Consider the following 23700-nt stretch of genomic DNA (forward strand, 5'->3'; position numbering starts at 1 on the left):
CCCTTTCGCAATAGCCCTACCGGAAAGTAACGTGCGTCACAACAGCCCTGCCCTGCACGGAGAGGAGCTTCGCGCGATGCGGAGAGCCAATCCGGTGACGTCCCTGCTGGCGACTGCCGCCGTCACCGCCTCCCTTTTGATCGTCCCGTCCGCCGCACAGGCAGAGGAGCCACGCGCGGCAGCGTTCGCCGCCGACGACTACTGCCTCGGCCAGTGCAACGACATCGTGCCGCCGGGCAACAACGGCAACGCGACGCTGGCCGAGATCCTCACCCACAAGGCGTTCGGCACCAGGCCCGCGCACTCGGCCGACCAGCTCGGCAAGTACGACGCCCTGGTCAACGGCTACGGCGGCCTGACGAACAGCCAGCTGACCGACTTCTTCAACGACGCGTCGTTCGGTGTGCCGGCCGACCAGGTCGAGAGCACCCTGAAACCGCGGTCGGACGTGACGATCGTGCGGGACAAGAAGATCGGCATGCCGCACATCACCGGGACCACGCGGTCCGGCACGATGTTCGGCGCCGGCTTCGCGGCCGCCCAGGACCGCCTGTGGCTGATGGACATCTTCCGTCACCTCGGCCGCGGCCAGCTGACCGGTTTCGCCGGTGGCGCGCCCGGCAACCGCGTGCTGGAGCAGAGCTTCTTCAACCAGATCGCGTACACCGAGGCGGACCTGCAGAAGCAGATCGAGTCCGCGGCGGCGAACGGCGGTGAGCGCGGGCGGCAGGCATTGGTCGACGTCGACGACTACACGGCCGGCGTCAACGCGTACATCGCGCAGTCCGTGGGCGCTCGCAACTTCCCCGGCGAGTACGTGCTGACCGGGCACGCCGACGCGATCACGAACTGGAACGACATCCAGCCGTTCAAGTCGACCGACATGGTCGCGATCGCCTCGGTGGTCGGCGGCCTGTTCGGTGCCGGCGGTGGCGGCGAGGTGCAGTCGGCGCTGGTGAAGCTGGCCGCGCAGAACAAGTACGGCGCCGCCGTCGGCGAGCAGGTGTGGAAGGCGTTCCGGGCGCAGAACGACCCCGAGGCCGTGCTGACCCTCCACGACGGACAGTCGTTCCCGTACTCGGCCTCTCCCGCTTCGCCGCAGGGCCTGGCGCTTCCGGACAGCGGCAGCATCACGCCGGAGCGGATGGTCTACGACGAGGTGGGTGGCACGGGTGCTTCCGTCGCCGTTCCCGCTTCCGCGGACGTGGCGAAGGCTCGGGGGATCTTCTCCGATGGCGTGCTGCCCGCCGACCTGCTGAACAAGAAGCACGGCATGTCGAACGCTCTCGCGGTCTCCGGTGCGCACACGGACAGCGGGAACCCGATCGCCGTGTGGGGACCGCAGACCGGTTACTTCGCGCCTCAGTTGCTGCTGTTGCAGGAGCTCAACGGGCCCGGCATCCGTTCGCGCGGCGTCTCGTTCGCGGGCGTCTCGATGTACGTGCAGCTCGGCCGTGGCGTGGACTACTCGTGGAGCGCCACCTCGTCCGGGCAGGACATCGTCGACACCTACGCCGTCGAACTGTGCAACCCGGACGGTTCACCTGCCACCAAGGCGTCTTCGTCGTACCTGTTCCACGGCTCGTGCCTGCCGATGGAACGACTGGAGCGCAAGAACGCCTGGAAGCCGACGGTCGCCGACGGCACACCCGCCGGTTCGTACACGTTGGTGATGTACCGGACCAAGTACGGCCTGGTGACGAGCCGTGCGACCGTCGGCGGCAAGGTCGTGGCGTACACGACGTTGCGTTCGACGTACATGCACGAGGTCGACTCGATCATCGGTTTCCAGGAGCTCAACGACCCTGGCGCCATCCGTTCGGCCACGGACTTCCAGCGCGCGGCCAACAAGATCGGCTACGCGTTCAACTGGCTCTACGTCGACTCCCGCGACTCCGCGTACTTCAACTCGGGCCTGAACCCGGTGCGCCGGTCCACTGTGGACCCGAACCTGCCGACCTGGGGCCGCGCCGAGTACGAGTGGGTGAACTGGAACGGCGACGAGAACACCGCGGCGTACATGCCGTTCGCCGGGCACCCGAACTCGATCAACCAGGACTACTACGTGTCCTGGAACAACAAGCAGGCCAAGGACTTCACGTTCGGCGGGTTCGGCCACAGCGCCGTGCACCGCGGTGACCTGCTCGATGTTCGAGTGCGCGCTCTGATCGCCTCCGGCCAGAAGGTCACGCGCGCCGCTCTGACTCGCGCGATGGCCGAGGCGGCCGTGGCCGACCTGCGTGCCGAGCAGGTGCTGCCCGAGTTGCTGCGGGTGGTGGAGTCAGCTCCGGTCGACGCTTCTCTCGCCCCGGTGGTGCAGAAGCTGAAGGACTGGCAGCGCTCCGGCTCGTTGCGCAAGGAGACCGCGAAGGGCAGCAAGACCTACAACCACGCCGAAGCCATCCGGATTCTGGATGCCTGGTGGCCGCTTCTGGTGGAGTCGCAGTTCAAGCCGTCACTGGGCGACGACCTGTTCAACGCACTGGTAGGAGCCCAGCAGGTCGACGAGGCCCCGTCCGACGCGCACGGTGCCGCGCCGCACAAGGGTTCCTCGTTCCAGTACGGCTGGTGGGGCTACGTGGACAAGGACCTGCGCAAGGTCCTGGGCGATCCGGTCCAGGGCGCGTTCCCGCAGACGTACTGCGGCGGCGGCACGTTGTCCGGCTGCCGCACGGCTCTCGTGAACTCCTTGGTCCAGGCCGTGGCCAAGCCCGCCACCGCGGTCTACCCGGGTGACGCGGACTGCGCCGCCGGCGACCAGTGGTGCGCGGACACGATCATCCACCGCGCCATGGGCGGCATCACCCAGGACAAGATCCACTGGCAGAACCGCCCGACCTACCAGCAGGTCGTGCAGTTCCCGTCCCGCAGAGGCCAGAACATCACCAACCTGGCCGCCGGCCGCACCGCCACCGCGTCGTCCCACGAAACAGGCTGGAACAACCTCCCGCCGTCGAACGCGCTGGACGGAAACCCGACCTCCCGCTGGGCCAGCGACTGGAACGACAACCAATGGATCCAGGTCGACCTTGGCTCAGTGCAACGAATCGGTCGCGCCGCGTTGCGGTGGGAATCGGCCTTCGCCAAGGGCTACCGCATCGAGATTTCCAATGACGGCGGCAACTGGCGGAACGTTTTCTCCACAAGTGCTGGCGATGGCGGCGATGATGTCGTAGCGTTCACCCCACAGGACGCGAGATACCTCCGGATGACGGGTACCCAACGGGCCGGTCAGTACGGATACTCCCTGTACGAGCTTGAGGTCTACGTTTCGTAGGCCTTCGAGATGAGGACGCCGATCCACCCCCAGGGGTCGGCGTCCTCTACTTATTTCAGGCCCTGAACAGGTAGTTCCTGATCTCGCCACCGATGTTGTGCGTCGGCACCCACTCACCGCCGTGCCACGTGCTCATCCGGTACCCGCGCTCGACGAGGAAGTCCGCGACGTCCTTCGCGTGGTACCCGAACCGCTCGACGTGCCGTTCCTCGATCTCCAGCAGGAACGCGGGCTTGAGCCGTTCGATGGTCTCCACGGCCCCTTCGAGGACCCTGAGTTCGGCCCCCTCCACGTCGGCCTTGACGAAGTCGAGCTTGCCGATCCCCTGCTCCTCGACGAAGTGGTCGAGCGTGTCCGTCTTGACCAGAACGTCCAGGTGCTGGTCGAACTCCTCGTTGGACCCCAGCCCGTTCGCCCCCACCGTGAGGAACGAGCGCCCGGTGATCGGACTCCCGTGCCGCACGGGAACGCTCATGACCTCGCGCCCCTGCTTCTCCGCACCAAGGGCGACCGAGTGCCGCTTGATGTTGGCCCCTTCGCGCGGCCGGAGCACGTACGAGAGAGCAGGGTGCGCGAACACGAGCGGCTCGACGCTGTGCACAGTCCCTTGTGGACCCACCAGTCTCGACAGAGTGACCGTGTAAAGCCCCAGCGCGGCCCCGACGTCGATGCAGACGTCTCCAGGCTTGACGACCTTGCGGAGCCCGATCAGCTCCGCCTCGGCATAGGGCGTGAGCCGGGCAAGCGCCTGCAACCCGGCAACAACAGCAGCACTGCGAAGTTGGGTCAACACCCCTGCCAGCCTAGACGTGTCCGTTCCGGTGCTGCTCGCCCGCAGGCAATCCGATCTGATCAGCGAACTCCGCGGCCACCCGCTCCCCGCCGTACACGCTCAGCGCCTTGACCAGATGCAACCTCAGGTCCCGCCGGTGCGCGTCCTCCAGCTCGGGCATGGCCCGCTCAACACTGCTCACCAACGACTCGGCCCAATGCCCGGCCGGCTCCCGCTGCGCGATCTTCACCAGCTCCGCGAGGTGGCCGGCCAGCTTGACCGCCTCCTCGACCTGATACCCGTTGCGCTGCAACCACCAGATCGTCGCCGTACCGACGTCCGTCAGCACCTCGTCCCGCAGGTACCGAATCTCAGCCCGCTCGACGTCCCGCTCGGCCAACTTGAACGTCGAGTTCCGGAGCAACTCGATGTGCTTCTTGGCCATCTCCAGGTCGTCGTCCCCGACCGAGACCTTCACCTGCTCCGCCCGAGCCCACACGTGCGTCCCAGGCACCTGCCGCTCAGTGGCGAGCTCATCCCCCAACTGCACCTGCAGGGCGGCGTGATGAACCAGCATCACCTTGCCGCTGATCTCCTTGGCCCGCTGCAGAACGTGATGAATGGCAGCACTCCGCGGCGAGTTGTGCCTGAGGCCTGTCGCAAGATCAAGCCGCCACACCACCGTGAACTTGAGCTGGAAGTCCAGCCCGTACACCGCACTCGCCAACGGCGTCTCGAACTCCTGCTGATGACTGCTCGCCGGCGGCACGAAGGTGATGTCGTCAGCTCTCTTGGGCACCGTCCGGCGCCACCAAGCCTTGAGGGCACCAAGCGGGCCAGGACGGAAGTCGGGCCAGGGTCTGCTCACACGCCCTCCCTACCTGACGTTTGTGCCCGGCAGAAGGTGGCCTGCCTCACTTCCCTCCAACGGCCGCAGCCTCGTTCGTGCGCCCCTCACCGTGCGTGAGCGGGGCACCGGTCCGCGGTAGCCGGGGGCGCTGGTCAACTCGGTAGCGCCACCCCGCTAGACTGCTGTCGCCAGCCCTAGTAGCTCAGGGGATAGAGCATCGGTTTCCTAAACCGTGTGTCGCAGGTTCGAATCCTGCCTGGGGCACCACCTTTCGCCGGGTGAAATCAGGGCCTGACATGCTGAAACGCTGTCGGGCCCTGATCTTTCCCGGCCATCCCTCAGGCGGAATCCTCACCTGTTCGCCGCCGTCTGCGCGAAGCCGATCCAGGCCGAGCAGATCAGTCCTTCGCTTCGCGGACGTCTTTCCCCAGCTCTGCGAAAGCCTTGAAGTCCTGCATGTGCTGTCGCGACTGCTTGCGGAAGGCGCCGGGCATCAGGATCCCGACCAGCCGCATCAGCACGCCGCTGAACCGGTACTCGTTCTCGCTGACCCAGAGCGTCGTCTCCGGGCCGGCTTCGGTCAGCCGTTCGCGTGCGGCGCTCCACATGCCCTCGCCGACGATCTCGCGTTCGAAGTGGACGACGCTCCCCGCCGGGATCTCGTGCAGGTCTGCCGGTTCCCGGCGCGTGATGGTCTCGGTGCCCTCGAACTTCTGCTGGCCCATCTGCATCACTACGCGCGACTTGGTGCCGAGCTGCCCGTGCACCCCGCTCAGCGGCTCGTGCAGCACGAGGCCCCGCAGCCACTTCGGCATGTGTGCCGGGTCGGCCAGCAGTTGGACCACCCTCTCGCGCGGCAGAGCGATCTCGATCGAGACGGTGTACTTCATGGCGTGTGCTCCATGGTTCCTGGGTGAACGGACGTTCAGCAGCAACGAGGATGCTGCCTGATCCATCTCCTCACCTGCCGGCGCGGACGTGGCTTATGTACGGCTCGTAGGCCGACAGGTCGCGGGACGGCTCGTACGTGCTCAGGTAGTAGTAGTCGGCCACGATGTTGGCTTGCTGCTCGGTGTTGAAGTCGGCGAACGACTTCCCGCGCAGGCCTTCCGCGCCGCCGTAGTCGTAGAGGCCCTTCACGAAGAAGCCCGCCATGGCGGTCGGGAGCAGGCTGAGCACGCTGCGGCCGTGTTGGTACTGGTAGGCGTGGGTGAGTTCGTGGACCAGCCAGCGCTCGTACCTTGCCTGGTGTTGCGGGGTGGTCAGGATTCCCTTGGGGAACGTGACGAGCTTCGGGAGGGTGCGGGCCACGCCGAAGCTGCCCAGGAGGCCGCCTTCGGCCAGGCGGAGTTTGCTGATGTCGAGGGCGTCGCCGAACACTTCGCGGGCTATGTCGGCCTCGCGTGATTCCAGATTGCGACGGAACGCCATGGCAGCTCCCCTGCGTCGGAGGATTACCGATGTTAAGCGAGCGGGTGGCGGCTCCAAAGCGGTCCCGAGGGTCCGAGTTCGAGGCCGTTGTTCCCTGCGGAAGGTCGTGGGGTGGGCGCTGCGCCACGACAGCTTGAAGGTGGGCGTCCAAGAGATCGAGGAGCACGGGCCAACGGGCGAACCGGCAGAAGTACCAGCAGAAATGCTGTTGTGCCCCAACGATCATTGACCGCCGTAAAGAAGGTTTCCTAATTTCGGGCTCATGAGTGAGCCTCCGGGACGCAGGTCGCAGAACGGTCCACGCCTTCAGGAGCTCTACGAGGACGCCCAGAGGCGGTACTCGCGGCGCGGGCTCTTCCGGGCCGGGGCGGTGGGCGGGGCCGTGCTCGCCACCTCGAGTTTGGTGGGCAGTGCTTCGGCCAGTGGGTTCGAGGTGCCTGGGGTGTTGCTCAAGGAGACGGCGAACGGGGGCGCGCTGAGGCCGTTCGGGCGGCACATCGCGTTCGGGGCGGATCCGTCGAGGCAAGTGGTGGTGTCGTGGCAGGTGCCTGCCAACGTTCAGGCGCCCTACCTGCGGGTTGGTGTCGCCCCAGGCGAGTACGGGGAGAGGTTGCCCGCGGAGGTGCGGGCGCTCACCAGCGACTTGGCGTGGCAGGAGAGGGAGCCGCTCTTCACCATCTCGCCGCATCTGGGGAAGGCCGTCACGCAGTACTACCTGCACGTCCGGCTCGACGATCTGGTGCCGAACACGACGTACTACTACGTGGTGGGGCATCAGGGGTTTGAGCCGCAGGAGCCTGCGAGCTTCCGGACGGCGCCGGCCGCCACCGCCAAGACGGCGTTCTCGTTCACGGCCTTCGGGGATCAAGGGGTCGGGCACAACGCGTTGGCCACCAACGGTCTCATCGCCGATCTGGGGCCGCAGTTCCACCTCGCGATGGGCGACATGAGTTACGCCAACGACGGCGAGGGTGGGCGGCCGGAGACCGACAAGTACGACGCGCGGAAGTGGGATTCGTTCTTCGCCCAGAACGAGCTCGTGGCGGCTGAGGTGCCGTGGATGGTCTCGCTCGGCAACCACGAGATGGAGAGCTGGTACGACAACCACGGGTACGGCGGGATGCGGGCGCGGTTCACCATGCCCGACAACGCTTGGGACGGGTCCACCTGCATCTACTCCTGGCGGTACCAGAACGTCGGGATGATCAGCCTGGACGGCAACGACATCTGCTACAACAGCGACGCCAACCTCGACTACACCGAGGGCAGGCAGCAGACCTGGCTCAAGGCGCAGCTCGAGAAGTTCCGCAAGGACGCGAGCATCGACTTCATCGTCGTCTACTGCCACCAGTGCACGTACTCGACGTCCGGGAACAACGGGTCCGAGGTCGGCGCGCAGAAGCGGTGGGCGCCGTTGTTCGACCAGTACCAGGTGGATCTGGTTCTCAACGGGCACAACCACGTCTACGAGCGCACGGATCCGATCAAGGCGGGCAAGGGCACCAAGAAGGCGGACATCAAGAGCACCATCAACCCCGTCAAGGACGGCACGACCTACATCACCGCGGGCGGTGGTGGCGAGAGCATCAACAGCTGGGCCGACTCTAAGATCTCCGACTCCTACTTCGGCAACGTCAAGGACGCCACGGCGACCATGCGGGTCGACCAGGAGGACGGCGAGGAGAAGCTGATCAAGGTGTCGTGGTCGCGGGTGCGGTATCGCGGGTACGGGCTGATCGTCGTCGACGTCGAGCCGAGAACGGACAAGCCGGCCCAGATGAAGGTCCGCGCGCTCACCGAGACGGGTGCGCTGGTCGACGAGTTCACGATCCGGCGCGGCTGAGAGGGCCTGACATGACTGAAGAACACTCGCGCCGGTTGTTGTTCAAGGTCGGTGGCGCCGCGCTCGTCACCGCCGCGATCACCGGTGTGAAAACAGCCCAGGCCGCGCCGGACGGGCGGAAGGTCAGGCCGGTCGGACGGCATCTCGCGTACGGCGCGGATCCGTCCGAACAGGTCGTGATCTCCTGGCAGCAGTTGGAGAAGGTCAACGGGCCGTACGTCCGGATCGCCACCAAAGGGAGTGAGTTCGGGCCGAAGATCGCCGCCGAGCTGCGCACGCTCAAGAGCGAGATCGGCTGGCAAGAGGGCGACCACAGCTTCCCGCCGCACGGCCAGGACCCCATGTACCAGTACTACCTGCACGCCAAGCTCAACGACCTCGCGCCGGCGACGACGTACTTCTACGTAGTGGGGCACGACAACTACGATCCCGCCACCAGCAAGCGCCCCAACGAGATCGCGTCCTTCACCACCGCCCCGACATCAACCGCCACGACGCCGTTCACCTTCACGGCGTTCGGCGACCAGGGCTACGGCTACAACGCGCGCAAGCTCACGAGCCTCGCCGCGGACCAAAGTCCGGCCTTCCACCTCGCGCTGGGCAACCTGAGCTACGCCATCCACGGCGGCACGACGAACGTCGAGGGCGGGCACACCGACACCGACAAGTACGACGCGGCACGGTGGAACAGTCTGTTCGCGCAGAACGAGTTCATGGCGCAGACGACACCGTGGATGCTGACGCTCGGCAACCGCGAGATGGAGGAGTGGTACTCCCCCAACGGCTACGGCGGCATCAAGCAGCGCGTCACCATGCCGGACAACGCGTGGAACGGCTCCATCGGCATCTACGCGTGGCGGTACCAGAACGTCGGACTGATCAGCCTGGACGGCAACGACATCTGCAACCGCAACACCGCGAACCTCGATCACACCAAGGGAAAGCAGCTCACCTGGCTGGACGGGCAGCTCGACAGGTTCCGCAAGGACGCGAGCATCGACTTCATCGTCGTCTACCTGCACCACGCCCCGTACTCGACGGCAGACGGCGGTGGCGCGGAGAGCGTCGCGCAGCAGAAGTGGGCGCCGGTGTTCGACAAGCACAAGGTCGACCTGGTCCTCAACGCGCACAACCGCGTCTACGAGCGCACCGACCCGATCAAAGCCGGCAAGGCGAGCAAGGACGGCACCACCTACATCACGGCGGGCGCGGGCGGTCAGGCGCTGGACAAGTTCTACAAGAACGCGCCGGAGTCCTACCTGGGCAACGAGAACAACAGCGGCACCCCGACCATGCGCTGTTACAAGAAGAACAGTTCGAGCTCGACGGACACCAAGGTCACCTGGTCACGCACGAGGTACCGGGGTTACAGCATCGTCGCGGTCGACGTCACCAAGACCACGATGAAGGTTCGTGCGCTGAACGAGGACGGCGTGCTGATCGACGAGCTCACCCTGCGACGCCGGTGAACCGGTAGCGGATCTCCTTCAACTCGGCCCCGCCGATGGTCTCGGTCTTGACCGTGCCATCGGCGCGGAACCCGAGCCGCTCGTAGAACCGCCGCGCCCGCGGGTTCTCGTCGAACACCCACAGCACCACGTCCTGCTCGTCGCCCAGAGCAGCACGAGCCAGCGAGAACCCCAGACCGGTACCCCACGCTGAGGGCAGCACGTAGATCGCGTACACCTCGAACGCCGCATCGGGCTCGCGGGACGGGCCGACCGCGACGAATCCGGCCACCACGTCGTCGACGAGCCCGACCCACACCCCACCGCGCGGGATGCCGCGCTCCCACATGGCTGTGCGCTCTTCCACGGAGAGCCCGTCCAGCACGGAATCAGGAACCAGACCGCGATAGGCGGCCTGCCAGGTCTGGACGTGCACCGAGGCAACGGCAGGAGCGTCGGCGACGACTGCTGGACGGACTGTCACGGCATCCCCCAATGGCATGATCGAGCGCATGCGGATCATCGTCGACGCGGACCCCGGCATCGATGATGCCCTTGCTTTGTACTACCTGCGCGCCCAGCGAGAAATCGAAATAGTCGCCATCGGCACGGTCCACGGCAACGTGCCGGTGCAGCAGGCCACCGCCAACGCCCTGAGGCTCACCGAACGCCTGAACCTCGACGTCCCGGTGGCCATGGGCGCCGCGAAACCGCTCGCCCAGCCCCTCAAGACCGCTGAAGACGTGCACGGCCAGGACGGCCTCGGCGGGCATGCGGGAGACGAACCGAAGACCGTTCCCACGAACGAAAGCGCCGCCGAGCAGCTCGCGAACAAGGCGCGGGAGAACCCGGAGGAACTGAGCCTGCTCGCGATCGGCCCGCTCACCAACGTCGCGCTGGCGCTGCAGATCGAGCCGCGCCTGCCGGAACTGCTCGACAAGGTCGTGGTCATGGGCGGCGCGCTCAACGTGCCGGGCAACATCACCTCCCACGCCGAGGCGAACTTCTGGCACGACCCGGAGGCGGCCGATCTGGTCCTGGCCGCCGGCTTCGAGGACCTCACCATCGTCGGCCTCGACGTCACCATGGAGAGCCACGCGCCGCAGGAGTGGCTCGACACGCTCCCCGACGACTGCTACCCGCGGCGGATCCTCGGCTTCTACGCCGACTTCTACGGCAGCTTCCTGGGCAAGAAGGGCTTCGTCCCGCACGATCCGCTGGCCGCCGCGATCCTGCTCGACCCCGGCCTCGCGAGCTACCACGAGGACCGGTTCGCGATCGAGCTCACCGGCCGCTACACGCGCGGCAAGATCGTCGCCGACCAACGGTTCCTCGCCCCCGAAAGCCCGTTCGGGCGTGACATCGCCACCGAACGCACGAAGGCCAAGTACGCCGTCACGGCCGACCACGCCCGGTTCCTCGACCAGCTGAGGCACGCTGTGACACAACCATGACAAACCACCGACGGGACCTGGACAAACACCAGGGACCGTGAAGGTATGAACGTCCACTTGAAACGATGGCTCGCGGTCTCGGGGGCCGCCGTGGTCATCGCGACGGGCGTCGTGGCCGGGGGCTCCTACTGGCGGCTGGAGAGCAATCTCAAGACCGTCGATCTCTCCACGGAGATCACCCACCCCAGGCCTCCGTCGACGCCTGGCCGGCCCCTCAACATCCTCCTCATCGGCAAGGACGACGGGCGGTCCGACACCGCCATGGTCGTGCAGCTGAACGCGAAGGGCGACCAGGCACGCGTGGTCAGCATCCCGCGCGACACGATGGTGCCGAGGCCGAAGTGCGGGACCAACCCGCCGGCCGCGATCGCCATGTTCAACAGCGCCTTCTCCACGGGCGGCGCCGCGTGCACGGTGGCGACGGTCGAGCAGATGAGCGGCATCCGGATCGACCACTTCGTGCAGATCGACTTCAACGGCTTCCGCGACGTCATCGACAAGCTCGGCGGCATCGACGTCACGATGCCCGAGGCGATCGACGACGAGAAGAGCGGGCTGCACGTGCCGGCCGGGCCGACGAAGCTCGACGGAACCCAGGCGCTCGCATTCGTGCGCACCCGCTACAGCATCGGTGACGGCAGCGACCTGAACCGCATCAAGAACCAGCAACTGTTCATGCGGGCGTTGAGCGAGAAACTGGCGAATGAGAACTGGCTCGCCAGCCCGGCGAAAACACTCCAGCTCGCCGACATCCTCACGAAATCCATCGTCACGGACACCGGAATCGGTTCGATCCCCAAATTGGCCGACCTCGCGGGAAAACTCACCGCGCTGAAACCGGACGCGATCACGTACGTGACGCTGCCGACCGAGAGCTACCTGCCCGATCCGAACCGGGTCCAGCCCAAGCAGCCGGAAGCGGACGAGCTGTGGCAAGCCGCCTGACCTAGCAGGCAGCGCCCTGCCACTCGCCGGGAAGCGGACCCGCGGGCCACGGCTGAGGAGACCCCCAGGACTCCTCAGCCGTGGACGCTCTGCCCCAGTCAGCCACAGCCACTTTGACGGTCTCCCAGTCTCGTGAAGGACGTGGATTCGAGGTTGTCAGACCACCTCGTTATGGTGGGCCTCTGACCCACCTGTCCGGTGCGTGCGCCGCAGCTCAGACGGGCGGTCCACGTTTTCCGGTCCGGACGAGGAGGAGGCCGATTGGGACCCCGTGGCGTCTTCGCGGAGCGCTTCGCGCTGCTCTACGCGGAGGCAGGCGACCCGCCTCTGAAGCGAGTCACGGAGTCGGTCACCCGTGCCCGCCGAACGGACGAACAGGGCCGGCCTCTGCGCGTGCCCGCCCAGCGGGTCAGCGACTGGCGGCGCGGGCGCAACGTCCCCGCCAGGTTCAGCGGCCTGAGCGCGGTCCTGGAGGTCCTGGTCGGCGAGGCCCGCAAGCGCAGGCCCCAGCCCTCGATCGACGGCCTGTACGACCTCGACGCGTGGCGCGCCCTCTGGGAAGAGGCGCTCGCGAGCCCCGTCGCGGAAACGGACACACCCCCTCAGGAAGACAACTCCGTCTGCCCGTACATGGGCCTGAGCGCATTCGGGCCGCAGGACGCGAATTGGTTCTTCGGCCGGGAAAGGGCGACGAACCTACTTCTCGACCGGCTGAACGCCAACGGCATCACCACACTCGTGGGCGCGTCCGGCGCGGGCAAGTCCAGTTTGATGAAAGCGGGCGTCCTCCCCCAGCTGAACAAAGAGGCCGTCATCATTTCGCCCGGCACCGATCCGCTGAAGGAGTTCGCGCTCCAGGTGCCGGAGCTGATCCACGTGCTGGAGTCCGCGGCCGAGTCCGACGGGCTCGTCGACTTCGCCCCCGAGGTGCAGGCCGCGGTCGGCGAGCGGGTGGTGATCGTCGACCAGTTCGAGGAGGCGTTCACCCTCGGCGGCGACGAGAACCGGTTGCGGATCTTCGTGCAGGCCCTGCACGCGGCAGCGGAGAAGACGGCGGTCGTGCTCGGCGTGCGGGCCGACTTCTACGCCCGCTGCCTCGACTTCCCCGAGCTCGCCGAGGCCCTGCAGACCAGGCAGATGGTGCTCGGCGCGATGTCCGCGGCCGAGCTGCGCGACGCCGTGACGAACCCGGCCAAGGCCGCCGGGCTGCAGCTGGAAACCGGTCTGGTCGATCTCGTGCTGCGCGACCTCGGCACGCACAACCGCCGCGGCAAGGACGCCTACGACGCGGGCGCCCTTCCCCTGCTCAGTCACGCGCTGCTGGTCACGTGGCAGCGCAGGCAGGCCGGCCGCCTCACGATCGCCGGATACCGGGCGGCCGGCGGCATCCAGGGCGCCGTCGCCGCCACCGCCGAACGTGCCTGGTCAGACCTCGACGAACCGGCGAGGGCCGCCGCGAGACAGCTGCTGCTGCGCCTCGTCAGGGTCGGCGACGACACCCAGGACACCCGCCGCCGTTCCAGCCGCCGCAGCCTGCTGGAGGCGAGCACGAACCTCCCGGCGACGGAACGCGCGCTCGAAGTCCTCACGCACGCCCGCCTGATCACCATGGACGCCGACTCGGTGGAGATCACGCACGAGGCGTTGCTGCAGGCGTGGCCCCGGCTCCGGAGCTGGATCGACGAGGACCGCGCGGGCAATCTGACCCGGCAGCGGCTCGAAGAGGACGCGGCGACGTGGTCCACGCACGACCGCGACTCGTCACTGCTCTATCGCGGCGCACGGCTGGAGGGAGTGCGGCAGCAGCAGGACGTCACCACGATCGCCAAGGAGTTCGTGCGGACGTCCGAACGCCAGCACCGCAAGAGCGTCTGGCTGCGCCGCAGCGCCATCTCCCTCGTCGTGATCTTCGCGCTGATCGCGGCCGGAGCCGCGGTGATCGCCGTGCGGCAGCGTGACGACGCGGTGTTCCGCCAGATCGTGGCCGAGGCGGACCGGCTGGCCGACACGGACGCGTCGGTGGCGGCCCAGCTGCTGCTCGCCGCCCACCGGTTGCGGCCGGACGACCTGGACGTGGGCTCCAAGCTGCTCGCGAACCAGCAGAAGCCGCTGGCCGTCCCGCTGCCGGGGCACACCGGCGCGGTGTACCTGACGTCGTTCAGCACCGACGGCAGCGTGCTCGCGACCGCCAGCTACGACCGGACCGCCCGCCTGTGGGACGTGCGGGACCGCGCGAACCCCAAGCCGCTCGCGGTGATCACCGGCCACACCGACTGGCTCACCTCCGCGGTGTTCTCCCCGGACGGCAAGGTGCTCGCCACCACCGGCAACGACAAGACGATCCGGCTGTGGGACATCACCGACCGGGCGAGTCCCCGGCACCTCAAGACGATCGAGACCGGCAACGGCACCAGCTACCTGCTGGAGTTCAGTCCCGACGGCGAGATCCTGGCCGCGGCGAACGAGGACAAGACCGCACGGCTGTGGAACGTCGGCGATCCCGCGGACCCGCAACCGCTCGGCGAACCACTGCGCGGCGCCACCGCGGCGGTGCGGACGCTCGCCTTCACCCCGGACGGCAGAACGCTCGCCACGTCCGGCGACGACCAGGTGATCCGGCTCTGGGACGTCGCGACCAGGACGGCGCTGGGCAAGCCGATGACCGGCCACACCGGCGGCGTGCACTCGGTGACGTTCAGCCTGGACGGGAAACTCCTCGCGTCCGCCGCCGACGACACGACGGTGCGGCTGTGGGATCCCGTGACGCAGGCACCGATCGGCGACCCGCTCGTCGGCCACACCGGCGGCGTGTGGTCGGTGAAGTTCAGCCCCGACGGGCGGATGCTCGCCTCCGGGGCGGTCGACGGCACCGCGCGGCTGTGGAACGTCACCGATCCGGTCAACGCGATGCAGCTCGGCAAACCGCTCGCGGCGCCCAGCGGTGGCGTGTTCGCGGTCGGTTTCTCCCCGGACGGCGCGACGCTGGCCACCGGCGCGGGCGAGAACTCGGTGCGGCTGTGGTCGCTGCCGCGGCACGTGGTCCCGGTGCCCGCGGGGAACGCGGGCGTGACGTCGTTCAGCGAGGACGGCAAGCTGCTCGTGACCGCGGACGGCAACGGCGGCAAGGACGGCAAGACCGCGCGGTTCTGGGACACCGCGGACCCGTTCACGCCGAAGTTCCTCGGAGCGGTGAAGGTCAGCCCCGACAAGGGATCCGTCCGGGTGCAGCTCCGGCCGGACGGCAAGGTGCTCGGCGCGTTGGCGGGCGAGAAGTCGCTTCAGTTGTGGGACACGAGCGATCCCGCGCACGTCGTGCCGCTCACGCCGTTGATCACGCTCAGCACGCGGTTCACCAACCAGCTCGTCTTCTCCCCCGACAACAAGATCATGGTGACCGGTGGCGACGACGAGTCGGTGCAACTGTGGAACGTGAGCGATCCCGCGCGACCGGTGAAGCTGGGCGAGCCGCTGACCGGGCACGACGGGTACGTCAACGACACGACGTTCAGCCCTGACGGCAGGACCATGGTGACCGCGAGCAGCGACCGCATGTTCCGGCTGTGGGACATGGCCGATCCCGCGAGACCGCGTCTGCTCGGCACACCGGTGGAGGACCACCACGAACCGGTGCAGCGCGTCATCTTCACGCCGGACGGCACCAAGCTGATCACCGGCGGCGCCGACAAGGCGATCCGGCTGTGAGACGTGCGCGACCGGGAGAAGCCGGTGGCGCTCAGCGTGCTCACCGGGCAGACGCAGCAGGTCTTCTCGCTCGCGGTGACGCCGGACGGGAAGACGCTCGCGAGCGCCAGTGCGGACAAGACGTTCCGGTTGTGGGACATCGGAAATCCCGCCAGGGCAACCCCTCTCGGCCAGCCGATGGCGCTCGCGTCCGGCGCCGAGCCGAACGTCCTCTTCAGACCGAACAGCCGGACGCTGGTGCTGTCGGGCGGGGGCGACGGCCTGCTGCGCCTGTGGGACATCGACGTCTCGCACGAGGCCGAACGCATCTGCGCCACCACACGGGGCGCGCTCACCGAGCAACTGTGGCAGAGCCGCCTGCCCCAGGTGGAGTTCCACGCCCCCTGCTGACGGTGCTCAACCGACGCAAACCCGTCTCACCGACAGCACCTCATCGATTACTGTCCGCTTCATGCGTCTTCTTGCTCGGGTCGGCAGCTTGCGCGCGGTCGTCGCGGTGACCGTCGGGTTCATCGCCCTCAACATGATTCTCGTGGTGCTCGGCAACGTCACGGACTACGGCACGAACGAGGCGTTCGTGAAGCACGTCCTCGCGATGGACACCACGTTCGGCGAGGGGCTGAAGTGGCGGGCGATCACGAGCCCCGCCGTCGTCACGATCGTCTACGTCGTGATCATCCTGTGGGAGGCGATCTCCGCGGTGCTGCTGACCGCGGGCACCGTCGCCTACGTCCGCGACAAGGAGGACAGCGCGCGCAAGTTCGCGTCCGCCGGTCTGCTGATGATCGTGGCGCTGTTCCTGGGCGGCTTCATCACCGTCGGCGGCGAGTGGTTCGCGATGTGGCAGTCGAAGGACTGGAACGGCATCGGCGCGGCCCTGCGGATGGTGACCATCGCGGGCTTCGCGCTGATCCTCGTGCACCTCAGCCCGCGTCGGGCCACTCCGTAGTCGGCTCCACGCAGAACACGGGTCCGACGCCGGCGTCGGCGCCCAGCCCACTCCACCAGTCGCGCTGCTCAGCGTCCTCGATCGAGTCGATCACGACGAGCCCACCGGCCTCGTGCACGAACCCGAAGAGGTCGCTGAGCACGTGCGACACCAACTCGTCCGGCTTCTGGCAACGCCCCTTCACCCGCACGGCCGCCACGCCGAGCGACCGGACGAGCTCGATCTCCGCGGTGGAACCGGAGAAGTCGCGCGCGCCGATGTGGATGCCCATGTCGGAGAGCAGTTCCAGGTTGTCGGCTGCCTCGCTGTCCTCGGACGCGAGCACGTGCACCGGAAAGCCGAGCAACAACCGCCCCGCCGGTAAGCCGGTGTCCGCGAGCACGCGCCGCACGTCGCGCACGAGGTCCGGGCTGTTCGCCATGCTCTCCGTGAGGCAGACCGCGAGCATCTCCTCGTACCGGCACGCGGACTCGGCGGCCGTCCGCAACATCCACTCGCCGAGCGGCAACATCAGCCCGGTGTGCTCGGCCATCCCGACGCACTTCTCGTGCGCGATCAGCCCGACGTCGCGATGCCGCCAGTTCAGCTCGGCCTCGACGCAGACCCGCGCCGACCCGTCGAGCTTCATGACGGGGTTGAACACGACCTCGATGTCGCCGTTCTCCCAGGCGCCGGGCATCACGGCGGCAAGAGCGAACTCCTCCTGCTCCCGCTTGTCCTGGGTGGCGTCCTGCAGCCCCCACTGGCGCCGCCCGCTGCGCTGGGCACGCCGCAACGTCATGTCCGAGGCCCGCAACACCTCGGCGGGATGATCGCCGGGATGCAGCCGGGGCAGCACCCCGATCGACGCCGACACCGCGACCCCGTGCTCTCCGAAGTACACGGGCTCGGCCAGTTCGTGCTCGATCGTCCGAATCGTCGTGTCGACGTCCGGCGTCTCGGGCCCGTTCTCGACGAGCACGGCGAACTCGTCGCTCTCAAGCCGGGCGACCATCGCCTTCTCGGCGGAGAACACCGAACTGAGCCGTTCCGCGACGAGCTTGAGCACCTTGTCTCCGATCTCGCGCCCAAGGCCGTCCGTGATCACCGCGAAGGCGTCGAGATCGAGGTGGTACAACGTCACGCCGTACTCGATGTCGCTGTGCAGCAACGACTCCAGCCGCGTCGTGAGGTACTGCCGGTTCGGCAACCCGGTCAGCGCGTCGTGCAACGACTGGTACTGCAACCGCCCACCGAGCAACGTGAGCTGGCTGTCGTCGTCGATCATCACGACGAAGTGCTGCGGCTTGTCCTCGGGATCCTTCTGCACGGTGGCCGCGAGCAACACCCGGAAGTGCTCACCATCGCGATCGATCAGCCGGGGCCGCTCCTCGACCCGCCGCATCCGCCCGTACCGCAGGCCGGCCAGCGCGTCGTTGATGAGCGGCAGATCAGCGGGCGCGATCAAATCCGCGAGCGTCATCCCGGCAACATCTTCACGCCGAAGAATGGTGCACAACGCCTCGTTGGCCCGAATCAGTTCTCCGTCGAGCCCGACCATCGCAATACCGGTGGAGGAATGCGCGAAAATGTCCTCGAACCGCTCCTCGCTGGCCTGCAAATCCAGCTGCACAGCCCGATTCGCCCGCAACAGAGCCTGACTGACACTCTCCTGCTGCTCCAGGACGAACGCCTGAATCGCCCCGGTGTAAGCAGCCGAAACAGCCCCGATCACCAGCGCGGCCTGCCGAGCGTCGGCCCCCTCCTGCACGACGAACAGCGCGAGAACCTCGATGGACTCCCGCAGGCTCTCAGCGCCGACGCAGTGGATCTCCACCAGCCGAGTGCCGACCAGCGAGGCCACCTGGGGATCCCCGACGAGCGCCTCAGCCACCAGGTTGAGCAGCTCGTGCAGCTCCTCCGTCAGCTTCGCAGCAGACAGCGGTATGTATGCAGTACGACTGACCTTGATCGCCCAGTCGCGCGCCAACGCGTCGCGTCCCACCGGACGTGACGGTCTCGCGTCGTCCTGGCTCGGCAATCGATCCACCTGACCTGCTCGGCGAGCAACGGTGCGGAAGCCTACCGCCAGCAAACCACACCGTCCCAATGCGCGGCGCCGTTCCCCCCAACGGGGGCATAGCCATCTCTGAGCGTTACAGCCTTTACTCGCTCGATCGAACCAATTTTCTCACGGACAAGCCCAACCCTCGACCCTCGATCGGGCTATACGCGGCCAGCGGAGGGTTCACGACGACGAACGGCGGACGAGCACCAAGCCTCACGACCAGCCCATGATCGACGCGAAGCCGAAGGCGTCAGCTCCCGATGATGTGCCGCAACTGAGCCAGCAGATCCGACCGCGACGTGGACCCCAGCCGCTGCCTCATCCGAGCCATGTGGTGCTCAACGGTCTTGGCGGAGATGAACAACCGATCCCCCACCTGCTTGTAGGTCATCCCTTCCACCACCAACTGAGCCACCTCCCGCTCCCGATCACTCAGCTTCCCGGCGTCCTCGACGACCGGAGCGGCGTCCTCGGCCCCACGCCGGACAGAAACGGGCCGCCCCTGCAACAACCGGGCACAGTCCAGCAACCGAACCATCGCCTGCCGATCGGAAGTCCGGATCGCGGCCTGCCCGGCCAACCGGGAGGCATCCCACCACAGCCCGACCGCGTGCAACCCGCGAGCGGCTTCCTCGACCCGATCAGCGTCGACCTCGCCGGCCACCACGTCCAGCCAGCACTCGGCGGCCGCGGACAGAATCGCGCAGTACCGGCTCCGCTCCCGATGAACGGCCAACGCGGCCGCATGCTCCTCAGCAGCAGCGGTGTTCTCATCAATGATCGCCGCGTGCAGCAAACTCCAATGCAGCTGCGTGGCCCACAACGGCGGATTCCCCAACGCCCGCAACAGCGACGATGCCTGTGCAAGATGTGGCGCCAGCCGCTCGTGATCCCTCAATCGAGCAGCAGCCGCGGCGAACTCCCCCAACGGCAGCAGGCTGAACAGATCCACCGGATGCCGAAGAACAGCCTCACAGGCCTGCTCCCAGGTCCGCCGCAACGTGGCCAGGTCGGAGTTCCGCCGGGCAACACCAACCTCGAGGGCCACCGCGAAGATCCAGTCGCGGGGTTCAAAAGCCCCGCGAACGGACATCAACGTCTCGCGAGCCACGGCCAGGTTCCCGCGCAGCATGTGCAGCCAAGCCTGCAACAACCGGTGCCGCACGGACATCAGCACGCCACCGGTACCGGTCTCGACCGCACGATCCAGCACCGACTCGGCCACGTTCGGCTCACCGCAGTGCACCGCGACCAGCGCAGCCAACGCAGCCGGGCTGTCCGGCAACAACACCGCACCACCAGCAGGTTCGAGCATCGACGAAGCACGGACCAAAGTGGACAGTGCAGCGGTCTCGGCACCGACAACCGACTGCCGAACCCCCTGCAACATCAGCGAAGCCGCACCACCGAGCATCGTCGGCGGCTGCGGAGGCGTCTCCTCGAACAGATGCCCGGTGCCGATCAGCCCGATCCCGGCAAAGGCAGCCGCATAGGGAGTGGCGGCCCAGCGGAACAACTCGGTGCTGCGCGCCAACTGACCGCGGTGGGCCAAGGCGACAGCCGCCACCTCGGCCGCGGTCCGGCGATGCGGCGAATCGGCGACGCTGATGACCTGGTCGGCAAGGCGAAGAGCACCGTCCAGATCGCCCGCCATCGCCGACGCCGTCGCCCACGAAGCGGCGGTCTCGGCAGCGGGAACGCCACCCCCGGTCGAGGCCTTGAACAGCCGAGCCGCAAGAGCGGGATCCGAAGCCAAAGCCTCACGAGCAGCGGCGACGAACACGGGCCCGCCGATGCCGGTGTCGAGCAAAGGCCGCACCAACTCCAGAACGGGACCGCCGCGGTCGAGCTGGAGCTGGGCCAGCTTCTGCCGCACCGCGATCCGCCGCTCAGCACGGGTCAACGACCCCACAGCCCGCGAAGCGAGCGGCAGCAGGGTGCCGTCCTCGGCGAGCAGGCCGGTGGCCCTGGCTGCCTCGATGATGTCGCTGACCTCGTCGAAGTCCTTGTCCAGCAACGCGGACAGCAGGTCAAGGCGCTGGGCGGCCCCGGCTTCGGCGGCCAGCAGGAACTTCTGCAGGTCGGGGTCGAGCCAGTCGAGTTCGGCACGGAACGCACTCAGCACGTCGGAAGAGACCTCAGCGGCAGCGCCAAGACGCTCCACGAACAGAGGCACGCCGCCGGTCTGCGCGAACACGAAGTCGGCAACAGCCTTGGGAGCGTTCAGCAGTTCGCGAACTGACTCGCGGGAAAGCGGCTCCAACGGCACGACGACCGCGCCGCGGGTCAGTTCGGCGAGCAACGCACGGCGCGGCCACGGGCGGTAGGCCAGCGCCAAAAGCGGTTCGGAGGCAAGTGCGCGCAACGAAGCATCGTCCAGCAGGTGCGCGTCGTCGACCACGCGCACAGCGGTGTTGGTGATCTCCGAAAGCAGCGCTGTCTTGCCGTAACCACCAGGCGCCGCAACGACAACACGCAGGCGGTCACCCGCGGCTGCGTCGTTGATCCGGTCGAGAACGCCCCGCACTGGGGCGTCCAGCACCAACCTGGCTCGCGTGGTCACGCTCAACGGCCGTCCTCATCATCGTCTCGGGATCGGGAGCCGGAGCGGCGTCCGGCGGGCTTGAGCGCGCTCGCGACGCGCTTCACCCGCCTCGGCGGCAGCTCCAGCGGGGACACGTCCACCGGCGGGCGGGGCGGTGGCGCGGAGAACTCGTCGTCGTCGGGGTTCGGGACCTCGCCGACGGGGAAGCGCAACGACGCTTCGCGGGTGTGCACCAGCACCGACGTGTCGAGCGGGGCCGGTTCGGCCTCGGGACCCATCAGCACCAGGCGCGCGGCGACCGCGAGGCCCTTGGCGACCGAGTGCTCGGGGGCGGCCTCGGCCAGCACGCGGCAGTCGACCGCGGACGACAGCGCGTCGCCGATCACGGGCATCCGGCAGCCTCCGCCGACGAGCAGCACGGCGTCGGGCTGCACGGTGCCCAGGGCACGGACGAAAGTGCCGACCAGGTGGTCGACGGACGGCCGGATCTCGTCCACGAACTCGTCCCGCGCGATCTCCACGCCGCTGACCACCACGGACTGACCGGACGGGCCGAACGCCCGCTTCGCCGCCTCGCACTCGGCGGACGACACGAGGCCGTCCTTGCCGAGCCGGCCTCGCACCAGTCCCCGCAGCAGGTCGTCGAAATCGGCACCGGTGCGGTGGTCGACGCCGTCGATGTGGTTGACCAGCTCGAACGTCCGTTTCTGCGCACACCGGACGACCGACGCGGAGAACGCGTGACTGCCCAGCGAGAACACCGCCAACGACGCGTCAGGCATGACACGGGAACGCACGGCGTGGTTCTCGGCCGCCGCCAACGGCTCTGGCACCAACGTCACGTCGTGCACGCCCACGGCCCGCAACGCCGCGTAGAGCTGGCCGCGGCGATAGGGGCCCCACCCGGCCGGGTGGCTCACGGCCAGGTGACGGGGCTGTTCACCCTCTCGGGCGACAACCTCCCCGACGACCCACATGATCAGCAACGCGGTGAGCTCCTCGGCCGTGCACACCTCCGGACCCAGCGCGAACGGCACCGCGTCACCGATCCGGCGGGCGAAACCGGAGGCCGTCCACCCGGCCGCGCCGCGCTCGCCGACCGTGAACGTTCCTGCGTCCGTGAGCTGCAAGAACGAGGGCACCACGAGGGCGATCTCGGCATCCCGGGCACCGTCGAGGCGGCACACGGCAGCCGTCGTCCGGGTGGTCCCGACATCGACTCCGAGTACGTACGCCAAGTCTCTTCCTCACCTGTTCGCAGCAGCGACCAGTACCTACACGGGTGAACAAGAGACGCTCAAGCGAGGCCCCTAATCCCCTAGGGGGTCAACGACCGTCACCCCATTGGGGAACGGGGATTCACTGGGAGTGATCCCCGATGCAGGTGACGGCCTCGCTCTCATAACTTTCAGCCACACACCCCGAACGACATCCGCGTCTCAACAGGAGTGCCCTCAGATGACCCAGCCCAGCACGCTCCACGACTTCGTGCTCAACCTGCTCAGCGACCCGTCGCTCAAGGACGCGTTCGCGGCCGACGCTCAGGGCACCCTGGAGCAGGCTGGCCTGGCCGACATCACGGCCGTCGACGTGCAGGAGGTCATCCCGCTGGTGATCGACCTGCTGCCCGCCACCCCCGCTGGCCTGCCCGCCATCGACGGTGTGGACCTGACCCTGCCCACCGACGCCCTCCTCGCGGACGGCCCGCTCGGCGCCATCAGCCAGCTGCAGGCGGTCGCGTCTCAGCTGACCTCGTCGGGCGTGAGCCTCACCGACCTGCAGACGTCCTCGGCCGGCATGCTCGCGGCCAACGGCGACGGCTTCAAGCTCGCCGCGGAGAACAGCACCCTCGGTGAGTACTCCCGCGTCGGCCTGGGCCTCGACGGCGACTTCTCGGCCGTCAGCGACGTGACCTCGGTCCTCGACCAGACCGCGTCCCCGCTGACCGGCACCGTCCTCGACGTGGCCGACACCGCCACCGCGACCGTCGACGCGCCGCTGGACGGCGTCACCTCGACCGTTCCCGGTGTCGACGGCATCCTCGGCCAGCTCGGCGGCGTGACGGGCCTCGGCCACGACGCCCTGGGCGTGCTGGGCGGCGGCGACGTCAGCCTGGGCGTGCTGAACACGAGCGGCCTGGACGACCTGGGCAACGGCGACGTCGGCCTGCACTCCCTGGACACCGTCGGCCAGGTCACGAACACCGCGACCGGCCTCGTCGGCACGGCGACCGGTGTCGCCGGCTCCGCGACGGGCGACCACGGTGTGGGCAACGTGCTCGGCACCGTCACCGACGTCACGCACAACGTCCCGGTCGTCGGCGACCTGGACCTGGGCCTGCTCGGCTGAGCCACCCTCCCCACGCGGACCGGCCCTGTCTCAAGCAGACGGGGCCGGTTCGTCGTCTCTCCTGACAAAACGATCAGCGCGGCCCCAC

Annotated in this window: 17 protein-coding genes and 1 tRNA gene; 10 read left to right on the forward strand and 8 right to left on the reverse strand. The window is 67.9% G+C overall.

Annotated features, from left to right (window positions below; translation table 11 throughout):
• Positions 1–76 precede the first annotated feature (76 nt).
• Positions 77–3277: a penicillin acylase family protein gene (locus SK854_RS15005; protein WP_319975693.1), complete on the forward strand. Its 3201-nt coding sequence runs from the start codon at positions 77–79 to the stop codon at positions 3275–3277.
• A 55-nt stretch (positions 3278–3332) separates the two neighbouring features.
• On the opposite strand, the gene SK854_RS15010 is transcribed toward SK854_RS15005, so the two are convergent.
• Positions 3333–4070: an FkbM family methyltransferase gene (locus tag SK854_RS15010; RefSeq protein WP_319975694.1), complete on the reverse strand. Its 738-nt coding sequence runs from the start codon at positions 4068–4070 to the stop codon at positions 3333–3335.
• Between the two features lie 10 nt (positions 4071–4080).
• Positions 4081–4848 carry a hypothetical protein gene (locus SK854_RS15015; protein ID WP_319975695.1) on the reverse strand — a complete coding sequence of 256 codons (768 nt, stop codon included), beginning with the start codon at positions 4846–4848 and terminating at the stop codon, positions 4081–4083.
• Between the two features lie 242 nt (positions 4849–5090).
• Here SK854_RS15015 and SK854_RS15020 point away from each other — a divergent pair.
• A tRNA-Arg gene (locus tag SK854_RS15020) sits at positions 5091–5166 on the forward strand.
• A gap of 131 nt (positions 5167–5297) precedes the next feature.
• On the opposite strand, the gene SK854_RS15025 is transcribed toward SK854_RS15020, so the two are convergent.
• Both SK854_RS15025 and SK854_RS15030 read right to left on the reverse strand, forming a co-directional pair.
• Positions 5298–5789, reverse strand: coding sequence for an SRPBCC family protein (locus tag SK854_RS15025; RefSeq protein WP_319975696.1), 492 nt, complete (start codon positions 5787–5789; stop codon positions 5298–5300).
• Positions 5790–5859: 70 nt separating this feature from the next.
• On the reverse strand, positions 5860–6330 hold the full coding sequence (locus SK854_RS15030) for a hypothetical protein (protein ID WP_319975697.1): 471 nt from the start codon (positions 6328–6330) through the stop codon (positions 5860–5862).
• A gap of 262 nt (positions 6331–6592) precedes the next feature.
• On the opposite strand from SK854_RS15030, the gene SK854_RS15035 reads away from it, so the two are divergent.
• Both SK854_RS15035 and SK854_RS15040 read left to right on the forward strand, forming a co-directional pair.
• Positions 6593–8173: a purple acid phosphatase family protein gene (locus tag SK854_RS15035; protein WP_319975698.1), complete on the forward strand. Its 1581-nt coding sequence runs from the start codon at positions 6593–6595 to the stop codon at positions 8171–8173.
• Between the two features lie 11 nt (positions 8174–8184).
• The gene (locus tag SK854_RS15040; protein ID WP_319975699.1) at positions 8185–9642 is read left to right on the forward strand and encodes a purple acid phosphatase family protein; all 1458 of its coding nucleotides are present in this window, start codon (positions 8185–8187) and stop codon (positions 9640–9642) included.
• Here the strand turns inward: SK854_RS15040 and SK854_RS15045 are convergent.
• Positions 9623–10135, reverse strand: a complete 513-nt coding sequence (locus tag SK854_RS15045; protein WP_319975700.1) for a GNAT family N-acetyltransferase — start codon at positions 10133–10135, stop codon at positions 9623–9625. The two genes, SK854_RS15040 and SK854_RS15045, sit on opposite strands and share 20 nt — an antisense overlap.
• On the opposite strand from SK854_RS15045, the gene SK854_RS15050 reads away from it, so the two are divergent.
• From SK854_RS15050 to SK854_RS15070, 5 genes are all read left to right on the forward strand, one after another.
• The gene (locus SK854_RS15050; protein ID WP_319975701.1) at positions 10134–11075 is read left to right on the forward strand and encodes a nucleoside hydrolase; all 942 of its coding nucleotides are present in this window, start codon (positions 10134–10136) and stop codon (positions 11073–11075) included. The genes SK854_RS15045 and SK854_RS15050 overlap by 2 nt on opposite strands.
• A 45-nt stretch (positions 11076–11120) precedes the next feature.
• The gene (locus tag SK854_RS15055; RefSeq protein WP_319975702.1) at positions 11121–12020 is read left to right on the forward strand and encodes an LCP family protein; all 900 of its coding nucleotides are present in this window, start codon (positions 11121–11123) and stop codon (positions 12018–12020) included.
• A gap of 261 nt (positions 12021–12281) precedes the next feature.
• A complete protein-coding gene (locus SK854_RS15060; RefSeq protein ID WP_319975703.1) occupies positions 12282–15722 on the forward strand; it encodes an nSTAND1 domain-containing NTPase in 3441 nt (1146 codons plus the stop codon).
• A 3-nt stretch (positions 15723–15725) separates the two neighbouring features.
• A complete protein-coding gene (locus SK854_RS15065; protein WP_319975704.1) occupies positions 15726–16112 on the forward strand; it encodes a WD40 repeat domain-containing protein in 387 nt (128 codons plus the stop codon).
• A 61-nt stretch (positions 16113–16173) separates the two neighbouring features.
• The gene (locus SK854_RS15070; protein ID WP_319975705.1) at positions 16174–16671 is read left to right on the forward strand and encodes a DUF2165 domain-containing protein; all 498 of its coding nucleotides are present in this window, start codon (positions 16174–16176) and stop codon (positions 16669–16671) included.
• On the opposite strand, the gene SK854_RS15075 is transcribed toward SK854_RS15070, so the two are convergent.
• From SK854_RS15075 to SK854_RS15085, 3 genes are all read right to left on the reverse strand, one after another.
• Entirely contained in the window at positions 16646–18700 is a 2055-nt protein-coding gene (locus tag SK854_RS15075; protein WP_319975706.1) for a diguanylate cyclase domain-containing protein, read from the reverse strand. The two genes, SK854_RS15070 and SK854_RS15075, sit on opposite strands and share 26 nt — an antisense overlap.
• Positions 18701–18968: 268 nt before the next feature.
• Positions 18969–21281, reverse strand: coding sequence for a helix-turn-helix transcriptional regulator (locus SK854_RS15080; RefSeq protein ID WP_319975707.1), 2313 nt, complete (start codon positions 21279–21281; stop codon positions 18969–18971).
• A gap of 2 nt (positions 21282–21283) precedes the next feature.
• Entirely contained in the window at positions 21284–22501 is a 1218-nt protein-coding gene (locus SK854_RS15085) for an Hsp70 family protein (protein ID WP_319975708.1), read from the reverse strand.
• A gap of 220 nt (positions 22502–22721) precedes the next feature.
• On the opposite strand from SK854_RS15085, the gene SK854_RS15090 reads away from it, so the two are divergent.
• A complete protein-coding gene (locus tag SK854_RS15090) occupies positions 22722–23612 on the forward strand; it encodes an IniB N-terminal domain-containing protein (protein ID WP_319975709.1) in 891 nt (296 codons plus the stop codon).
• Positions 23613–23700: the final 88 nt, after the last annotated feature.

Origin of the sequence: Lentzea sokolovensis (assembly GCF_033949975.1) — a bacterium.
Lineage (GTDB): Bacteria > Actinomycetota > Actinomycetes > Mycobacteriales > Pseudonocardiaceae > Lentzea > Lentzea sokolovensis.